Origin of the sequence: Kribbella kalugense (assembly GCF_004365875.1) — a bacterium.
Taxonomy (GTDB): domain Bacteria; phylum Actinomycetota; class Actinomycetes; order Propionibacteriales; family Kribbellaceae; genus Kribbella; species Kribbella kalugense.
Window position 1 is genome coordinate 1,021,191 of record NZ_SODF01000001.1, and the last position, 14,761, is coordinate 1,035,951.

At 62.1% G+C, this 14,761-nt stretch carries 14 protein-coding genes; 4 read left to right on the top strand and 10 right to left on the bottom strand.

Annotation, left to right across the window (positions count from 1 at the left end):
* Positions 1-3: 3 nt before the first annotated feature.
* Genes tgmB through EV650_RS04700 form a run of 5 tightly spaced genes read right to left on the bottom strand, consistent with a single transcriptional unit; the run spans position 4 to position 2,132 of the window.
* Complete coding sequence (gene tgmB / locus EV650_RS04680) at positions 4-951, bottom strand: ATP-grasp ribosomal peptide maturase (protein ID WP_134115682.1); 948 nt, start codon at positions 949-951, stop codon at positions 4-6.
* 2 nt (positions 952-953) lie between these two features.
* A complete protein-coding gene (gene tgmA / locus EV650_RS04685; protein ID WP_134115684.1) occupies positions 954-1,184 on the bottom strand; it encodes a putative ATP-grasp-modified RiPP in 231 nt (76 codons plus the stop codon).
* 54 nt (positions 1,185-1,238) lie between these two features.
* Positions 1,239-1,439, bottom strand: coding sequence for a hypothetical protein (locus EV650_RS04690; protein WP_134115687.1), 201 nt, complete (start codon positions 1,437-1,439; stop codon positions 1,239-1,241).
* A gap of 16 nt (positions 1,440-1,455) precedes the next feature.
* Positions 1,456-1,728 (bottom strand): hypothetical protein, encoded by a 273-nt coding sequence (locus tag EV650_RS04695; RefSeq protein WP_202874400.1) that lies wholly within the window; start codon positions 1,726-1,728, stop codon positions 1,456-1,458.
* 44 nt (positions 1,729-1,772) lie between these two features.
* Positions 1,773-2,132, bottom strand: coding sequence for a hypothetical protein (locus EV650_RS04700; protein ID WP_134115689.1), 360 nt, complete (start codon positions 2,130-2,132; stop codon positions 1,773-1,775).
* A gap of 159 nt (positions 2,133-2,291) precedes the next feature.
* Between EV650_RS04700 and EV650_RS40910 the strand changes: the two genes are divergently transcribed.
* Together EV650_RS40910 and EV650_RS04715 are read left to right on the top strand one after the other, a co-directional pair.
* Positions 2,292-4,091 (top strand): YdcF family protein, encoded by a 1,800-nt coding sequence (locus EV650_RS40910; RefSeq protein ID WP_238174015.1) that lies wholly within the window; start codon positions 2,292-2,294, stop codon positions 4,089-4,091.
* A gap of 9 nt (positions 4,092-4,100) precedes the next feature.
* Complete coding sequence (locus EV650_RS04715) at positions 4,101-4,805, top strand: WbqC family protein (RefSeq protein WP_134115691.1); 705 nt, start codon at positions 4,101-4,103, stop codon at positions 4,803-4,805.
* Between the two features lie 609 nt (positions 4,806-5,414).
* On the opposite strand, the gene EV650_RS04720 is transcribed toward EV650_RS04715, so the two are convergent.
* The 3 genes from EV650_RS04720 to EV650_RS04730 form a co-directional block, all read right to left on the bottom strand.
* On the bottom strand, positions 5,415-6,185 hold the full coding sequence (locus tag EV650_RS04720) for an EcsC family protein (protein ID WP_238174016.1): 771 nt from the start codon (positions 6,183-6,185) through the stop codon (positions 5,415-5,417).
* 636 nt (positions 6,186-6,821) lie between these two features.
* Positions 6,822-8,534 carry a UvrD-helicase domain-containing protein gene (locus EV650_RS04725; RefSeq protein ID WP_134115695.1) on the bottom strand — a complete coding sequence of 571 codons (1,713 nt, stop codon included), beginning with the start codon at positions 8,532-8,534 and terminating at the stop codon, positions 6,822-6,824.
* Positions 8,527-10,506 carry an ATP-dependent nuclease gene (locus EV650_RS04730; protein WP_134115697.1) on the bottom strand — a complete coding sequence of 660 codons (1,980 nt, stop codon included), beginning with the start codon at positions 10,504-10,506 and terminating at the stop codon, positions 8,527-8,529. The genes EV650_RS04725 and EV650_RS04730 overlap by 8 nt, the downstream gene beginning before the upstream one ends.
* A gap of 361 nt (positions 10,507-10,867) precedes the next feature.
* Here EV650_RS04730 and EV650_RS04735 point away from each other — a divergent pair, with 361 nt between their 5' ends.
* Positions 10,868-11,602 (top strand): hypothetical protein, encoded by a 735-nt coding sequence (locus tag EV650_RS04735; RefSeq protein ID WP_134115699.1) that lies wholly within the window; start codon positions 10,868-10,870, stop codon positions 11,600-11,602.
* Positions 11,603-11,691: 89 nt separating this feature from the next.
* Here the strand turns inward: EV650_RS04735 and EV650_RS04740 are convergent, their stop codons facing one another.
* On the bottom strand, positions 11,692-11,979 hold the full coding sequence (locus EV650_RS04740; protein WP_134115701.1) for a hypothetical protein: 288 nt from the start codon (positions 11,977-11,979) through the stop codon (positions 11,692-11,694).
* 306 nt (positions 11,980-12,285) lie between these two features.
* Here EV650_RS04740 and EV650_RS04745 point away from each other — a divergent pair, with 306 nt between their 5' ends.
* Complete coding sequence (locus tag EV650_RS04745) at positions 12,286-13,089, top strand: hypothetical protein (protein WP_134115703.1); 804 nt, start codon at positions 12,286-12,288, stop codon at positions 13,087-13,089.
* A gap of 30 nt (positions 13,090-13,119) precedes the next feature.
* Here EV650_RS04745 and EV650_RS04750 read toward each other — a convergent pair whose 3' ends face one another.
* Positions 13,120-14,685 (bottom strand): hypothetical protein, encoded by a 1,566-nt coding sequence (locus tag EV650_RS04750; RefSeq protein WP_134115705.1) that lies wholly within the window; start codon positions 14,683-14,685, stop codon positions 13,120-13,122.
* Between the last annotated feature and the right edge of the window lie 76 nt (positions 14,686-14,761).

Below are 14,761 nucleotides of genomic sequence, written 5' to 3' on the forward strand. Positions count from 1 at the left end.
GAGTCAATCGTCCTTTCCTTGGAGGGCATCGGCCATTGCCTCGATCATCGGTACGCCGGCCTTGACCGCGAGCCAGTGCCATTGGCCGTTCGGGTTCACTTCGAAGAACACCCATCGGCCGTCCGGGGTCACGGCGAAGTCGAGCGCACCGAAGTACAGGCCCAGTTCGTCCATGAGCAACCGGACGCCCTTCTCCACCTGAGCTGGAAGCTCGATCGGACCGTAGGTGAGGGACGGATAGTCCGTTCTCCAGTCCAGTCTTGCAGCCGCACTCCCGGCATGGATCGCGACCGGGAACATCCGCTGGCCGATCACGGTCAGGCGTACTTCGCATTGCTTGGGCACTCGTTCCTGGAACAGATGCGCAGTGCCGGTGACGCTCGCGTCGATCTCATCGGCGCGGAGCACCGTTGTCGGCAGGTAGCGATGACGTCGTTCCGCCGTGAGTACGCCACCGCTGAGGCCCTTGTAGATGACCTCGTCGGCGCCGATGAACTCCCGGGCATGATCGGGATCCGAGGTGATGACCGTCCGCGGTACGTCGAGACCGGCGCGGGCTGCCACAGCTAGTTGAACCGGTTTGTAGTTGGCGGCCGAGTCCTTGGCCGGATGATTGATCCATCGCACCGGAAGCGATCCCAGAACGCCGAGGACTCCGACGCGCGCCTCGGACACTGCGAAGGCCCGTGCCTCGTCCGGCCAGTCGCTCGGCACACTGAACTCGGCGGGCCGTCGCCACCACACGGCGCTGACCGCCTCGAGGTCGACCGACCGATGAGCAATCAGTTGCCCTTCCCAGCCTTGTGCCCCGAGCGTGGCGGCTATCTGGGACGACTGAGGGAAGTCGGATGTGTCGTAGCGGACGACCGGCGCATTCCGTCTGGTCAGTTCGTCGATGACGGCGTCTGCTGTGAGGTCGTCGTGGCCGGTCAGCACCAGGACGGTGCCCATGGTCAGTAGTTGTCGGTGGAGTTATCGGATCCCGGGCGCTGACCGTCGGGGATCGGCGTCTCGGTGTTCGTTTCCGGCAGAGCTGCGGCGATGGCGTGGTACGGGTTGCCGGTCGCGGATACGTTCAGCTGAAGGTTGGCGCTGTAGGTCATCGGCAGTTCCATCGGTGCCATGTCTGGCCCGGATGCCAGGTGACGGACACCGAACGGAACAGCGGTGATCTCGTTGCTCATGATGTATCTCCATTTCTGGTGGTGGTTTGGAACGGCCGGCCCAGGACGGACTCGCTATCTCGTCCCGCGCCGGCCGGCTTCTGGGGGTGCGGCGTCGGCGATCCGCTGACACCGCAGGTGTCGGCCCGGTAGGCCATGGATCCGAAGGTTGATGACGTGCGCGTACTGCGCTGCGAGTGCCGTCGGGGCAATGTGCTCCTCGATCAAGTACTCACCCAGCCACAGCTGCACGCGCCAGAGTTCCTGCTCAGTCATCGAACTGGACGGTGGGTCAGGCCGGCCGGTCGGCGTCGAGCCAACGTACGACGGTGGAGCCGTTGTGGCCGTGTACTGCGAGGAGGGCGTCGAGGCCGTAGTCCCAGACGACCGTGGTGGCCCACTTTCCGCGCCACCGCAGCGCCACGGTCCCGTCAGACCACTCGACTCCCTCGGCGACTTCGCCGGTGCCGCTGACCCCGCTGACATCAATTGCGCGGCGGAGTACGAACCGGCGTGGGTCCGCGATGCGGCTGGTCGAGTGGTCGAGCTGTGCTTCGACTTCCATTCGAGTTCCCTTCGAGGTCCTTGGACCCACCTGCTCGCCGTTGCCTACTCGACGTGACCGGCCATCAGGACCTGCACCCCGTCGGCCGTGAATGCTTGAAGTACTGCCAGCGGCGGATTTCCCAGACCGGCGAGGTGGTGTATCCCCGGAACGATCACCACATGTCCTCCCGGCCCGGAGAGTTTCTTGGCCATCCGCGCAAAGGCATCCGGAACGGTCTCCAGCTTCTCGACGAAAAGATCAACCTCGAGGCCAAAGCCTCTTCGCGTTGCGAAGCTCAGCAGATCCCGCCGAGCCCGTGCCATCTCGCCGGCGCTCATCATCACGTGTTCGCGGAAGTAGATGGCAACATAGGGCTTGTTCGAAGGCTCCATTTCCGTAGCTACTCCGCTAGCTATTGTCATTTGCATCTCCTGATGGATTCGCGTCCGACAGTCTTTCGTCGTCTGGACCAACCTTGGCTTGGGTGCGTCCGAGTAGTAACGGCCCTGTGCCGCCCTTCCGTCGCCCTTTGGCCGCCCTTACGCCTTCTGACCTGCGACAATGAGGCCTGAGTAGAGAGGTTGAGCAAGCTGCACGAGCAGTGGACAGGTCAGACGGCAAGGCTGCTGCGAACCGTGGCCTTGCGCCTCAGCGTGCGCGACTTTGCGGCGCTGCTGGGCGTGCCCGACAGAACTGTGTCCAAGTGGGAGCACGCCGGAGAGCTTCGGACCCCTCGCCCGTACATGCAGGCGATCTTGGATACCGCGCTCCACCGCGCAGATGCTGAGGCGCAGGCCAGGTTTGAGGGCGCTCTGGATCCGAGCACCGCGAATGGTGCTCCCGCTCCGAAGACCGCGATCGCGTCCGGCAGCGGAGTTGATGTTGATTCTTGGGCTGATGACGTTGATCGTGCGAGGCTTTACGCCGATCGACAGGATTTCCAGGCCGCATCCCGACTGATACAACGTTGGCTGGTTCGGGCAGAAGACGCCCGAATGGATGAGAGAACCGTTTACCTCAGAGGTCAAAGTCTTGTCGTCCTAGGTAATGCTCAACGCGATCAAGGTATCTTGCGTGGGCCGCAATCGGCTGATTCCATCTATCGGCAGGCGATGATTTGTTTCAAGTCGCTGCGCGCAGATCGGCGTCACGCTCAGGTTGAATTGCTGACCACTGTCCTCGCAGAGATGTCCGGTGGGTTAGAAGAGTCCGCTCGGCAATACCAGACCCTCGCCGAAGATGAACGGCTCGGTGCTCTTGATCGCGCTCGGGCGAGACTCTGGATCGGCACCGCATTGTCCAAGAAGTCACGGCTAACAGGCGATCGAACGGACGCAACGGTTGCCGCGATTGCCCGCGCAATCCAGGACTTTGAAGCTCTGGACGAACCAGACGAATGGAGCGTGTCCCATCAGAAATTGGCGCTCGCGTATCTTGCGGCCGGGGACCCTAATAAAGCTGCCGAGGCGATCGACATCGCGGCGACCGGAAATCACTTAGGGTCGCCGCTGCAGCAAGTTCGTTTGAACACAGCCCAGGCGCACATCCTGTGCTCCGATTCGGCGAGCCGTGAAAGTGGTTTTAAACTCCTCGACGAGACCTACTTGTTGGCTGAGCGATTCGGTCTCGCGCATCAGACGGCTAGCATCAAGCGAATCCGCGCTGACATCGAGTCTCAAGCGAAGCAGGAGAAGTCTCAGTCCAATGGAAGGAAGCCTGTTACCGTGACCGCCTCGCCCACCAACGAACAACTCGAAGACGCTCTACTGATCTGGCAATACCACCAGATGGGCCACGAGTTAAGACCGGTAGACGCAGCGATCGGACTCGGCAGTCACGATGTCGGTGTCGCCGACTATGCGGCTGAGCTATATCGAAGAGAATATTTCCCGGTGCTTGTATTCAGCGGCGGAAACAGTCCGACAACGAAAGCCAGATTCCCCCGCGGTGAGGCTGTTCACTACAAGGAGCATGCCGTATCGCTTGGCATGCCGGCCGACGCCATCTTGGTTGATGCGGACGCTGCGAACACTGGCCAGAATATCTCGCTGTCGAGAGACCTTCTCGCGCGCCATGAGATTCGCCCCGACAGGGTGATGCTTATCTCGAAACCGTATATGGAGCGGCGTGCATATGCGACATGTCGCAAACTCTGGCCAGAGGTGCAGATTGTTTGCGCATCGGAACCATTGAAGCTTGACGACTATATCTCGACCATTGGCGACGCCAAGTTGGTGCTCGACATGCTTGTTGGTGACTTGCAGCGCATCATCGAATACCCCAAGGAGGGTTTTGCTGTCGCGCAAGAGGTCCCGGCGGACGTGCTGGGCGCGTTTCAGCGCCTGATAGACGCGGGATTCACGTCGCGGCTTGTGGGCTAGGCGCGTTGGGTGAAAAGAATCTGCGCGATTCATCAGCCGAACTTCCTTCCGCGCCTGAGTACGCTCGCCAAGATTGCCTCGGCCGACGTGTGGGTGATCTTAGACGATGTGCAATTCTGTCGACGCGACTATCAACATCGTGCCAAATTGGCGCCATTGGGAAGTTGCGACGCCTGGCGTTGGCTCACGCTACCGGTTCACCTTCCTGAAGGACAGCGCACCGAGATTCGGAAGGTGGAACTCGTCGATCCTCACGTATCTGCAAAGCGGGTCGGCCGCGTGCTCACGCATGAATTGGGAGGTGGGTCAACCTGGTCCGAACTTCGCCCGGCGTTAGAGCCGATTCTGCTTCGTCTTGCAGAAAGCAAGCACGTGCATGAAGTGGCTGAGTTATCGACTCGCGCGTTGCTCGATATCGTCGGATGGCAGGGCGAGATAGTCCGGAGCAGCGACTTCGAGGTAACCCAGGAACGCTCGGCGCGACTTGCCGACCTGACCCGGGCGGTGCGGGCCGACACCTACTTGTGTGGCACCGGCGGCAGACGCTATCTCGATACGTCGGTATTTACACAGGTTGGTCTCACCGTGGAGTACTTCGAAGGTCCGCGCTGGCTCAATCCCGGAGTCTGGCGGTCTGGCAAGGGCCTGAGCGCGGTCTGTGCGCTGTCGGAGCACCGCCTCCAAGTCCCGGTGTCGCACTGTGCCCCGAATTGAGCGGAGCACGTCATGCGCGCAGCAGTCTGTCAGATGGTCATGCGGTGCTGGTCGCTGTCAAGCCGGCGGAGTGGACGTGCTGAGGGGATGCGGCGAACGGGCGGAGCACGCGACGTAGGTGGGCGCGGCCCGGGGCGGGGATCGGCGCACATCAGTCTTTTTGCGCAGATCGCGTAGGCGCGTGATCAGGTGATGCGCACGCACCGGAGGCGCCAAAAGAAGAGTCGCCGCCGAAGGCGGTGTCCGATTGGCCGGGATCAGAAACAGAACAGGCGACTCAGATGAGCCGCCTGGTGTGTGTCCGAGGAGGGATACGCACCTTAACCACACGCATCGAACTCGAACCCACTGCGCCGGTGGATCGATCGCTGATCGATTGATGTAGGGCCGATACTCGAGATAGGAAACCGCCGAACCGGCCGTTTCCGATGCCCTGCCTTGGGGCTCTACCCGCAGCCTGTCGTCACGGGCCACGCTGTTCTGTTGCGCCCGCTCGCCGGCGGTGAGACTCCGCATCAGTCGGGCTGCTTGCACGGCACGACAATGCGTTGGGCCGGCTGCTGGACCCTTGCGGTAGCCACGGGGGTCAGCGGTGCCTTGGGCACGGGCTCAAGGGATGTCGGGCCCGCCGGCCTTGGCGACGTCGCCGAGTACGCTGATCGCCTCCTGAGCGTCGTGCGCATCGGTGGAGCCGACATCGGGAATCGATCCGGATGTTTCCTCGTCGGCGAGGTGTGGGTATTTTTCAAGGAGGAACCGCCGCCTGTACGCAACGTCGGCGGCGTCAACGATCGCTTCCAAGGTGGCCCAGTTGAGAGTGCCTCCAACGACGATCCCGACTGCGGGTACGACTTTGCCGAGCCCCTGCTTGGTAAGGCGGATGCCGAATGCTTTCGCGAACTGCGTGGAGACTCTCGCGACGACTGTCTCGTTCAGGACATCCCACGACTTGCCGCGGACGAGCGCTTGGGTGAGCCGCGAGATGTCGGACATTGCAGCGGTCTTAGCGGTGGCTGACGTTGCCGTGCCGGCGTTGACGACTGACATCACGAAGAGCTTCTCGGCGGGCGCTTCGGGATCGTGGCCGTAGAGCAGCGAGACGTGGCCCACGGAACGAGACGCAAGGCCGAGAACGAAGGCAGCGTCGCCGGTAAACGCGCCGGCGATGGCTGCGCCTGAAGGTGCTGCTGCGGCGCCGCCGGAGGCTGCAGCGACGAGCTCGCCCCCGGAGATCACCAGCGCTGCACCCGCTCCGGAGAGTGCCGCGGCAGCTGGGTAGTACCAGCTTGTTCCACGTCCGCGGACATTGTCGATCTGCTCAAGATCGAGGCGGCGCAGGTCCAAAAGTGATTCAACGTCGTGCCCGCGCTTCTTGTGCATTGCCAGCACCCGTTTGGGCGAGAGTCCAACTCGCGAGATCCGACCCACCGTCCGTCGTGCAGACCCTAAAGCAGTGCCGCTCCAGTCGGGGAGGGCATCAGCGGCTAGCCGAGCGCCTGTGCCGACTATGTGAACGCCTGTGGCGGCGACGTCCTGCCCTCGCGAGACGGCCGACTGGGCCCGTGGGCGGTCCTCGAGGTACCTCATGGCACGCTTGCCGAGACTAGCGGCGCCGCTGGCCACTTGCTCGCTGACATTTCGCGTCCCTCGTGACAGCGGTCGACCCTTGAAACGTTGGATGTCACGCCATGCCGCTAGTTCGTAGTCCGAGGGAATCGCCATCCCACCAGGATAGTTGTACAGATCGGCGCACAGGTGGTTGATCGGTAGCTCCTAGGTCGGTGTTGGCCTCCCGGAGTGCCCGCAGATCAGAAGGCGGCGAAGGCCCTCGTCGCCCGCCAAGGTCACGTTCTGCAGAGATGCTCAGGCGTGCTCTTGCAATGAATGCCGAGGTGGGACAGAAGACGTACCTCCATAGGAGTGCTACCTCGGAGACTACGACGGAAGCTTTCGTCGACGGCTACCGGCCTGTTCGAGCGTGATGGTTCGGAACCCTTGCTCTGTCGCGAGGTGTACTTACACTTGTTCGACCGGCACTCCGTCTCGCTGCAGATTCGAAAGTACTTCGCCATAAATAGATCTGTGAGCGGCAATGACTAGCAGCCTTTCAGCTCGCGAGGCGCCCACGTACAAGACGCGACGCGCCTCGCCTGCGGTGCCAGCTGTCCACTGGTCAACTCCGCTCGCAAGGTCGGACCTTGTGGATTCGGGAATGACCAGCGCAACACAGGTCCGTTCGAGGCCCTTGAAGCCATGGACAGTCGAGTATGAAAGCGCAGCTTCAGAAGGCTTGGGGACTCCCGGCCAATCGTCGCCGGCTGGGATACGTAGGGATCCGGAGCTCCAGCCTAGTCGTTCCTGTGAAGCCGTCGCAGTGGCCAGCGTTGTCTTCAATGCGGACGGCGGCGCGTTGTACGGGTCTGGTACAAGTCCAGCGAGTCTCAGGCATTCTTCCCTGAACTCGCGCTCCGTGATCCCGAACTTGGCCAGGTAAGCCTGTTGTTGCAGGTCCCCATCGTCGCCGAGCTCTCTCAGATAGCGCCCGACGCTGGTCAGCGCTTGCGATCGCTCCGCGCCGCTTCGGGATTCGTCCGAAACGATGTACATCGCGGCCGCCAGTAACGCGAGCTTGCTGGTCCCGACCTGATACTCGGTGGCCGCGCCCGCTGCTGAGCGGGCCGTGTTTGCGGCGTGGGCGAGTACGACCATGTCCTTGTGTCCGAGGTGATTGTCCGAGCTGATCTTCATCAACTTCTTCGGAAGCTCATTGGTGCGTGCGAACGAAACAAGCTGCACAGCCGTCGAGTCTGATTGATACCTACCGACGGACTTGTCGGAATCATCAGTTGATCGCAAGCTATCGACGATCGAGCAGATCGCCGGAGATGATCGGAAGTTGCCGTCTAGACGTTCACCCGCTGGCAGGCCGTGCAGGAAAGCAGATAGCCGGGTGGCCGTCTGCTGGCGGAAGCCGTAGATGGCCTGTTCGAGGTCGCCGACCACGGTGAGACAGATCCCGGCCTCTCGCAGCAGTTCCAAGACGAGGATGTCCTCCTCGCAGCAATCCTGGATCTCGTCGACGATCACTTCGCTGAATCGGTCCGTCAGGAGCTGTGCGAGTTGCTGCTTGAGATTGGGGTCTTCAAGATATACGCGGAGCGCGGTTCTGGAAGCCGCAGCCGTCAGGGTGCCTCCGGCAACGAGCTTCGTCCAAAGGCCTAGCGCCAGCCTTTCGAGCCTGCTCACCTGCTCTGGCTTCAGGTTGTGCGCAGTCCGACGGTCCGCATACGGCAAGCGGGCGATGTCCAGTTTGGCGCTTTGAGCATCGACGACGAACGCGTCGAGAGAAGGGCTGATTGCGAGGCCGGCGTCGATGGTCGTGTTGGGCAGTGACGACCACTTGTCGCGGAACGTCGGCGACACTCCTTTGCGCTCGAGCATGCCTGGGGCGACCAGGTAGCGGTTGATGAAGGCATCGATAGTGCCGATGAAGTTCGGGACGCACAGCAGGTCAGAGCCGGCGGCGATCCGTCGGCGCGCCTCGTCAGCGGCGGCGTTGGTGAATGAGATCAGAGCGATGCCCTTCCGCGGATGCCGTACGGGACGCTCGATGAATCTCTGCACGATCGCGTGCGTCTTCCCGGCTCCAGGGCAGGCGCTGATACAGAGACTCGCGGTCGCCCCGATCAGAGCTCTTTGCTCCTTGGTGAAGTCGCGTCGCTCAGTCATCGGCAGGCTCGATCAGGGCCTCAAGTGCATCCTTCAAGTAGGCGGGACAGGTGAAGGGTTCGCCTTGATCGATCCGAGCTGCGACATCATGGGCGAACTCACCTTTGCTGATCATCTTCTTGTTGGCCCGCAGCTTCCGATAGAAGGCGAGCGGGGGATCGGCGCTCTCTAGGATCGATGTCCAGTGCTTCGAGGACTTCGGCTTCTGCTGGAGGTACGCCTTCCCGAGTAGGTCTCCATTTGAGCTTCCTGGCACGAGCAGATCTGCCTCGAGAGTGTGGGGCGCTTCAGCAATATGGATGACTTCACGTGCGGCGAGCTCAGTGGCGAGTTCCTCGAGATCAGCTGCGCGGTTGTATTGCACCCTCTCGTCGTCCTCATCAGCCACATCGCAGCTAGCGGCCGAATCCGACTTGCTGCCATCCTCTTCGGCATCATCCGGTGGCGCAGCATCCTCGCTCCGTGCGCCGTGGCCATCTTCGGCTGCCGGATCTGGGTCGGAGCTGGCAGCATCTGCGTTCTTTGGCTCTATCGGATCGGCGTCGGTGATCACCACCAGTCGATCGATGAGGCGATGACCGTCGACCTTTCCGGCGAGTAGCTTGACGTACGGCTCGAAGTCGACCGAACCGACATTGATTAGTGACGCTCCTGAGAATGCTCGGCGCTTCGCGGCGTCGTCGCCGCCCACGAAGACCGATCTGCGCGCGAGGACTGGCAGAAGTACGGCCTCAGCTATCCCTTCTACCAGGACGGCTCGACGAGCGAAGAGGAGCTCAGATCGGCTTGCGTCTAAGTATTGATCGATCTTCCGCCGCTCCTTGTCAGACAGCGGCAACTGAGACAAGGGGATGACGCAGGTCAGGCCGCCTAGTTGATCTGCGGTTTGCCTGGTCGGGCGCAGCACTACGACTTTCTTGATGCCTACGGCACTAGCAAGGTTTGGCGAGTGAGTTGTCGCGATGACCTGGATGCGGCCGGCTGGCTGCGACGAGTCGTCACTCCCTGACGAGGCAGCTTGCTCAGACAGGAACTCCAGTAGTACAGCTTGCAGTTGCGGATGGAGATGAGCTTCAGGTTCCTCCACCAGGAACAAAGTCAGCTCGGACTCGCGTGCATTCTGGAGTTCCAAGATGACCGTTGCGAGAAACAACAGATTCGCGTAGCCCAGTCCGGAGTCGCCGAGATCAGTCAGATCGAGTCCAGTCTCAGCCATCTTCAGCCTTAGGCTCCGGGCGAGCCGTGCCAGTTCTGGGGTGTCATACCCGGCGCCGACAGCTTGCTCCCGGGCAGGTGCAGTAAGACCCGTGAGGTGCTGCTGAATGCCGTCTTTGATGGTCTGGATGACTGGATGCTCGGCGAGTTGTTCCATGTTGGATCGTGCCTGCTCGACGAACTGCTTTTGCAGGTCCGGTGAAACAAGATGCTGCATGATCTTGGCGAGTCGTGTACCGGACGCAGAGTCGAGTTCGCGTTGTGCGTCTCGCAATGGCGCCAGGTAGACGTGGTTGATCTGGTTTCTCTTGTCGGGCTCCGGATCAGCAGCCTGAGTAGTCGCTACAAGGGATTGCGCTCGATAGCGTGACTGACCTGGTTCAGCCTGCTGGAAGCGGGTGCAGTAGACAGCCTCGCCGGAGTCCAACTCGAGAGCGCCGATGAAGTGTGCTCTCTGAAATCGGGTCAGCTGCGCGAATCTAGTGGTTAGAACGACGGGTTTGTCGTGGCCTCGCGTCACATCCTCGACCTCGAAGTAGCGCGAGCGGCGGCCGCTGAGAGGAACAGTAGCCAAGCGGAGGGCTTCGACGACATTGGACTTGCCCGAATTGTTCTCCCCGACGAGCAAGGTGACGTCCGACTGGAACGGGATCACCACGTCGGCACAGGACCGGAACCCCACGATCCTGAGCTCACGGAGGTACATCGACGTACCCCGCCCGGCGTCGCCGTCCTCTACTTCTTCTTCATTAGCCATGTATCAACTCGTGCGTAGCTGAGCCGCGCGTCGACCCGTCGCCGAGCCCCTCCCCATCACAGAGTGTAGTGCTTCGGTGCGTTTCATCACCGGCACTCGCTGTGTGCGTGTTACCGGCAAGCGGCTGGAGCAGCGCGCGGGATCCACGAAACAAGCTCGGATCAACAACCCGGGCAGTCATCGCTTTGGGTAATCACTGTCACTCTTTCGGTAGCTACCGTGTGCCCTGCCAGGGCCGTGTACGACCGCCGCTGCGATCATCCGCTGGGTTCCGTCCCAGCGAAGCCCGCGCGTGCGGGCTGACTGCTGATTCGGCCACTCCTGAGCTGCGATCCAGGTCCAGCGGAGGTTGAATGTGTAAATGCGTGAACCCCCTGAGAAGACTAAGACTGAGAAGTTCGATGAGCTTGTAAAGGCTGGCGCCGAGAGCCTGCCTCTTGGAGGACTGCTTGGATACGGGTTTGCGAAGGCGGTTCAGCGGGGGTATGCGAGGCGATTGGACAGGTGGTTTGAAGAGGTTGCGGCGTCGATCACGTGGCTTGAGGCGCAGTACGGAGATCTCGATGGCAACGAGGTGCTCATCGACGCCGTGGTGAACGCGACACGGGCTGCTCAGGCCACGCATCAGCAAGGCAAACTCGAAGCCCTGCGAAACGCCATCCGGAATTCCGTTGCCCCAGATGCGCCAGAAGTCGAGGAGCAGGCGCGATTCATACGGATCGTTGAAGAATTATCGACGTCGCATCTTCAGTTGCTCGACTACTACCGAGATCCTGCGCGGACCTTCAAGGGGAGAGGAGTCCCGATCCCGGATGACGACGGCGAGTCCTATCCGATGCTTCGCTTCATTGAGTTGGCCCTCCCCGAGTACGAGAACTACACCCAGCAGCTGCAGCTACTCGTGGACGATTTGCTCGCCGCTGGCCTTCTGCGTCGGCCGGGAACGCGGGTATCAGGGCAACCCGAGTCGTACATGTTCCTGCAACACGGGAGGTCCCGGAGCGAGATCTTTAACGGCTCGGTCGTTTCGGATCGCGGGAGCCGTTTACTCGCCTACATCGAAGAGCCCGGGATCATAGATCTGCCAAATCAGTGATCATGACGATCTGCTCGACCACCGTGCGGAACAGCCGCAGCTCACCGGCCGGACTGACTCGACCTTGCCATCTTCAGGGACTCGCTCAATCACCACTGGTTGTCTGGCTTCGCGGATGCAGTCGCAAGATCGGTGGTGGCGGCGTAGTCGCTGCTGCTGGCGACCGTTGCTGCCTGGATGCCCTTCGTGGTGACGTCGACTGTGTCCCGGGAAGCGCCGTAGTCCAGCGCTGCATCCGCGACCGTGCTTCCTGGGAAGCCCTTGCGCAACTTCTCTTCGCTGTTTAACCGATCGGGATGGTGCACGAGTAGTGGTGTCGCAGACTGATCCACCTGTGATGGCCGCCAGGTCCACGCCGACCACCTCAACGGGCTCATCTACAGCGCCCGCTCCCTCGGCGAACTCCAGCTCCTCCGTGCCGTACAAGTCGATCCAACCCTGCCCGGCGAATGCCGCACCGCAGCCACCTGGTGGCTCAGCCTGCCTACCCAAATCACCTGTGGCGTACGCCGCTAATGAGGCATCCAGGGGCTGGCGTTGATCTCGCTGGCCAACACTGAGGTCCGGCGAGAGACGTTGAGTGTCGGCAGCGCGGCTGCTCCGAGCTGGGCTCGCCCGGTATCTGGCAAGGGCAGCGTTCTCGCTGTGCGCGCCGGAGGCTGGATCTCTCTAGTCTGTTCGGCATGAAGCTGAGCAATTTCGCCTCGGAGTTCGATCCAGCGGACGTGCCGACTATCGTCGGCGACCCGATGATCAACGACCCCCTCAAGGTAGGAGTCGAGGCCCTCGGGACAGCTCATCGTGTCGACCGATCTCTACTCAACCTGCTCACCGATGCCGTCCACGGCTACTACTTCGCCAAGCAGGCCTGTCTCACTCTGCGAGCCGCTGCCCTGACGCAGGAAGGACACCTGCGCAGAGGTACCGAGACGGTCGTGCAGAGCCTGCTTCGCAGCGCAGTCATCGGGATCGCGACGACGATCGACCTGACTGGACATGGGCGAACGGCGTCGATCCCGCACGCCCTCGAGGTGCTCGGTGAGGTGCTGAGGCGCAAGATCGCACAGAATCCCGACGACGACGCACAGGCTGCGCTCGAGCTGCTCGGCCATATCCGCTTGACGACCAACGTCGACACGGTGCTGTCGCTGAAATATGTGCGCCACCTGCGGAACAAGTGGGCCGGCCACGCATCCCTGGATCGCAGCATCGACCCATGGGCCGGAGCCGACACCCACGTCAATCTCCCTCTCCTGGAAGACGCACTGGCCAGGATGGTCAACGCGTTTCAGGACCTCGCCGTCCTTGTTCCGATGAGTATCGACCTGAAGGACATCGAGCAGGAGGGCAACCCACCCCGCGTCCTGGCCGACGGCGCAGTAGAGATAGAGATGAAGCTCGGCTGGGCGGGAGCAAATGCGCTCTCGCGAGCGATGCGCGAGCTAGCCAAGGAGGCTGCCGTCGCGTTCGTAGAGAAGGTGTCCTGACGGCGAGGCCGAGCAGATTCGTTGCGTGGGTCAGTCCAGGAAGTGCACGCTGCGCGCGGCGTTGTGTACGTTCGCGGCTGCTTTGGCGAGCTGCTTCCGGTAGTTGTCGGCTTCGGCGTTCAAGTCGCTCAGTAGCCAGGCGCCCAACCCGATCAACCTGGCGCTGCTCAGGCACGCCACGTCCAGCGCGAGCGCGAGCATCTCGGGGCTCAGATCGTTGGTCCAAGGGTCGCCGGCGCGCATGGTGTGCAGGTAGGCGACCGGCGTGCTGTGCGTCATCTGGCTCAGCAGTGTGTAGGCAAGCTCGAGCCACCCGGGCTCGGGGTACGGCTTGCCGAGGTCTCGGAGCATGCTGGTGATAGTGGGCAGCGGCTGCCGGCCCTTCGCCATCTGGTTCAGTGGCTTGGTCAGCTGCACGTTGGGGGGCAGGGCAAATATCTGCTCAGCTGCCTTTGTGGAGATCCCGCTCCCGGTCAGGGTGTTGATCGCGTTTCGGCGCATCGCGCGGTACTCGTCGAAGTATTGGACGAATCTGGCCTCGGCCTTGTCAGGTGCGACCGAGTACCGCCAGGTGGCTCGTGCGGCCTCCTCGAGGAGCATCCGGGCCGCGCTTACTGCAGTCGGAGCCGCTCCGGGCTGCGTGTAGTTGACCATGACCGTTTCAAGAAGGGACCAGCCGCCGGCGTACATCAGGGTGATGTTCAGCGAGGTGCGGCCGTCTTTCCACGGATTCACCACTAAGCTTCCTGCGACCTCCCAGTATGCCTCGGCCGCGGCGGCGACATGTTCGACTGTGTTGACGTCGGGCAGCAGTTCATCTTGCGGGATCACCGCGGCCATCGGCCGCAGGAGGCCTCGCGGTGCGCGGTTGTCGCGGGGCTTCTTGCTGACCTGGGCTGCGGTTTTTCTGACTCGGCGCAAGCCGTGGATCTTCGCCGCGGTGTCGCAGACCCTCTCGGCCAGCGCCACTGCCTTGTCGATGAACGTGTCCTTGTCCATCTCGGCCGGCCACAGCTCTGGCACGGCGGTTGCTGACCCGGCCAAAGTGATCACGACGCCGGCTGCGGCTACCTGCATGAATAGTGCCTCGTGATCGGCACGTAGGTCGTGTGCGATCGCTCCATCGAGGGTGAGGCTGCTCATCAAGCCCAGGTAGTTGCCGTGGCCGGCGTATTCCAGGATCTTGACGGCGCCCTGCAGCCCTTCCATGTCCAGGAGTGCGCGGACGCGATCGTCGCCTCCCGTGCCGCGCTGATGCGTGAGGAAGTCGTGCAGGAGTTCTGTCTCCGTGGGCAATGCCTCGACGTTGGCCCAGGTGTGGGAGTGGCCAGCCAGGTCAGCGACGTTCGGGATCGGCATCAGCCACCGCGTCAGGCTGTCGCTGCTGACATCGGTTTGCTCGAAGGTGAGGCAGATCCGGTTTCGCTCCTCGATGAGGTCTCCGAGGATCCGTCGGCGGCGAGTCGGGTCTTCGCCGATCCACAGCCAGCGCAGGCCTTCGGAGAACAAGCTCCGGGCGAGTGTGCCGACCACCGAACCGCCAAAGCCGGCGCCGAGCATCGAGTCGGCGCACGCGAAGCGCTGCCGCGCGAGCATGAATGCGAGACCCGCGAGGAACTGGTCCGGGGGACAATTCAGGTTGTAGCCGACCGGGAGGGTGTCAAGGTGAAAG

What these genes read in the sequence shown, in the direction of transcription:
- tgmB (WP_134115682.1), bottom strand. Translation starts at nt 951, where the DNA reads ATGGGCACCGTCCTGGTGCTGACCGGCCACGACGACCTCACAGCAGAC.
- tgmA (WP_134115684.1), bottom strand. Translation starts at nt 1,184, where the DNA reads ATGAGCAACGAGATCACCGCTGTTCCGTTCGGTGTCCGTCACCTGGCA.
- EV650_RS04690 (WP_134115687.1), bottom strand. Translation starts at nt 1,439, where the DNA reads ATGACTGAGCAGGAACTCTGGCGCGTGCAGCTGTGGCTGGGTGAGTAC.
- EV650_RS04695 (WP_202874400.1), bottom strand. Translation starts at nt 1,728, where the DNA reads ATGGAAGTCGAAGCACAGCTCGACCACTCGACCAGCCGCATCGCGGAC.
- EV650_RS04700 (WP_134115689.1), bottom strand. Translation starts at nt 2,132, where the DNA reads ATGACAATAGCTAGCGGAGTAGCTACGGAAATGGAGCCTTCGAACAAG.
- EV650_RS04720 (WP_238174016.1), bottom strand. Translation starts at nt 6,185, where the DNA reads ATGCACAAGAAGCGCGGGCACGACGTTGAATCACTTTTGGACCTGCGC.
- EV650_RS04725 (WP_134115695.1), bottom strand. Translation starts at nt 8,534, where the DNA reads ATGACTGAGCGACGCGACTTCACCAAGGAGCAAAGAGCTCTGATCGGG.
- EV650_RS04730 (WP_134115697.1), bottom strand. Translation starts at nt 10,506, where the DNA reads ATGGCTAATGAAGAAGAAGTAGAGGACGGCGACGCCGGGCGGGGTACG.
- EV650_RS04735 (WP_134115699.1), top strand. Translation starts at nt 10,868, where the DNA reads ATGCGTGAACCCCCTGAGAAGACTAAGACTGAGAAGTTCGATGAGCTT.
- EV650_RS04740 (WP_134115701.1), bottom strand. Translation starts at nt 11,979, where the DNA reads ATGAGCCCGTTGAGGTGGTCGGCGTGGACCTGGCGGCCATCACAGGTG.
- EV650_RS04745 (WP_134115703.1), top strand. Translation starts at nt 12,286, where the DNA reads ATGAAGCTGAGCAATTTCGCCTCGGAGTTCGATCCAGCGGACGTGCCG.
- EV650_RS04750 (WP_134115705.1), bottom strand. Translation starts at nt 14,685, where the DNA reads ATGCTCGCGCGGCAGCGCTTCGCGTGCGCCGACTCGATGCTCGGCGCC.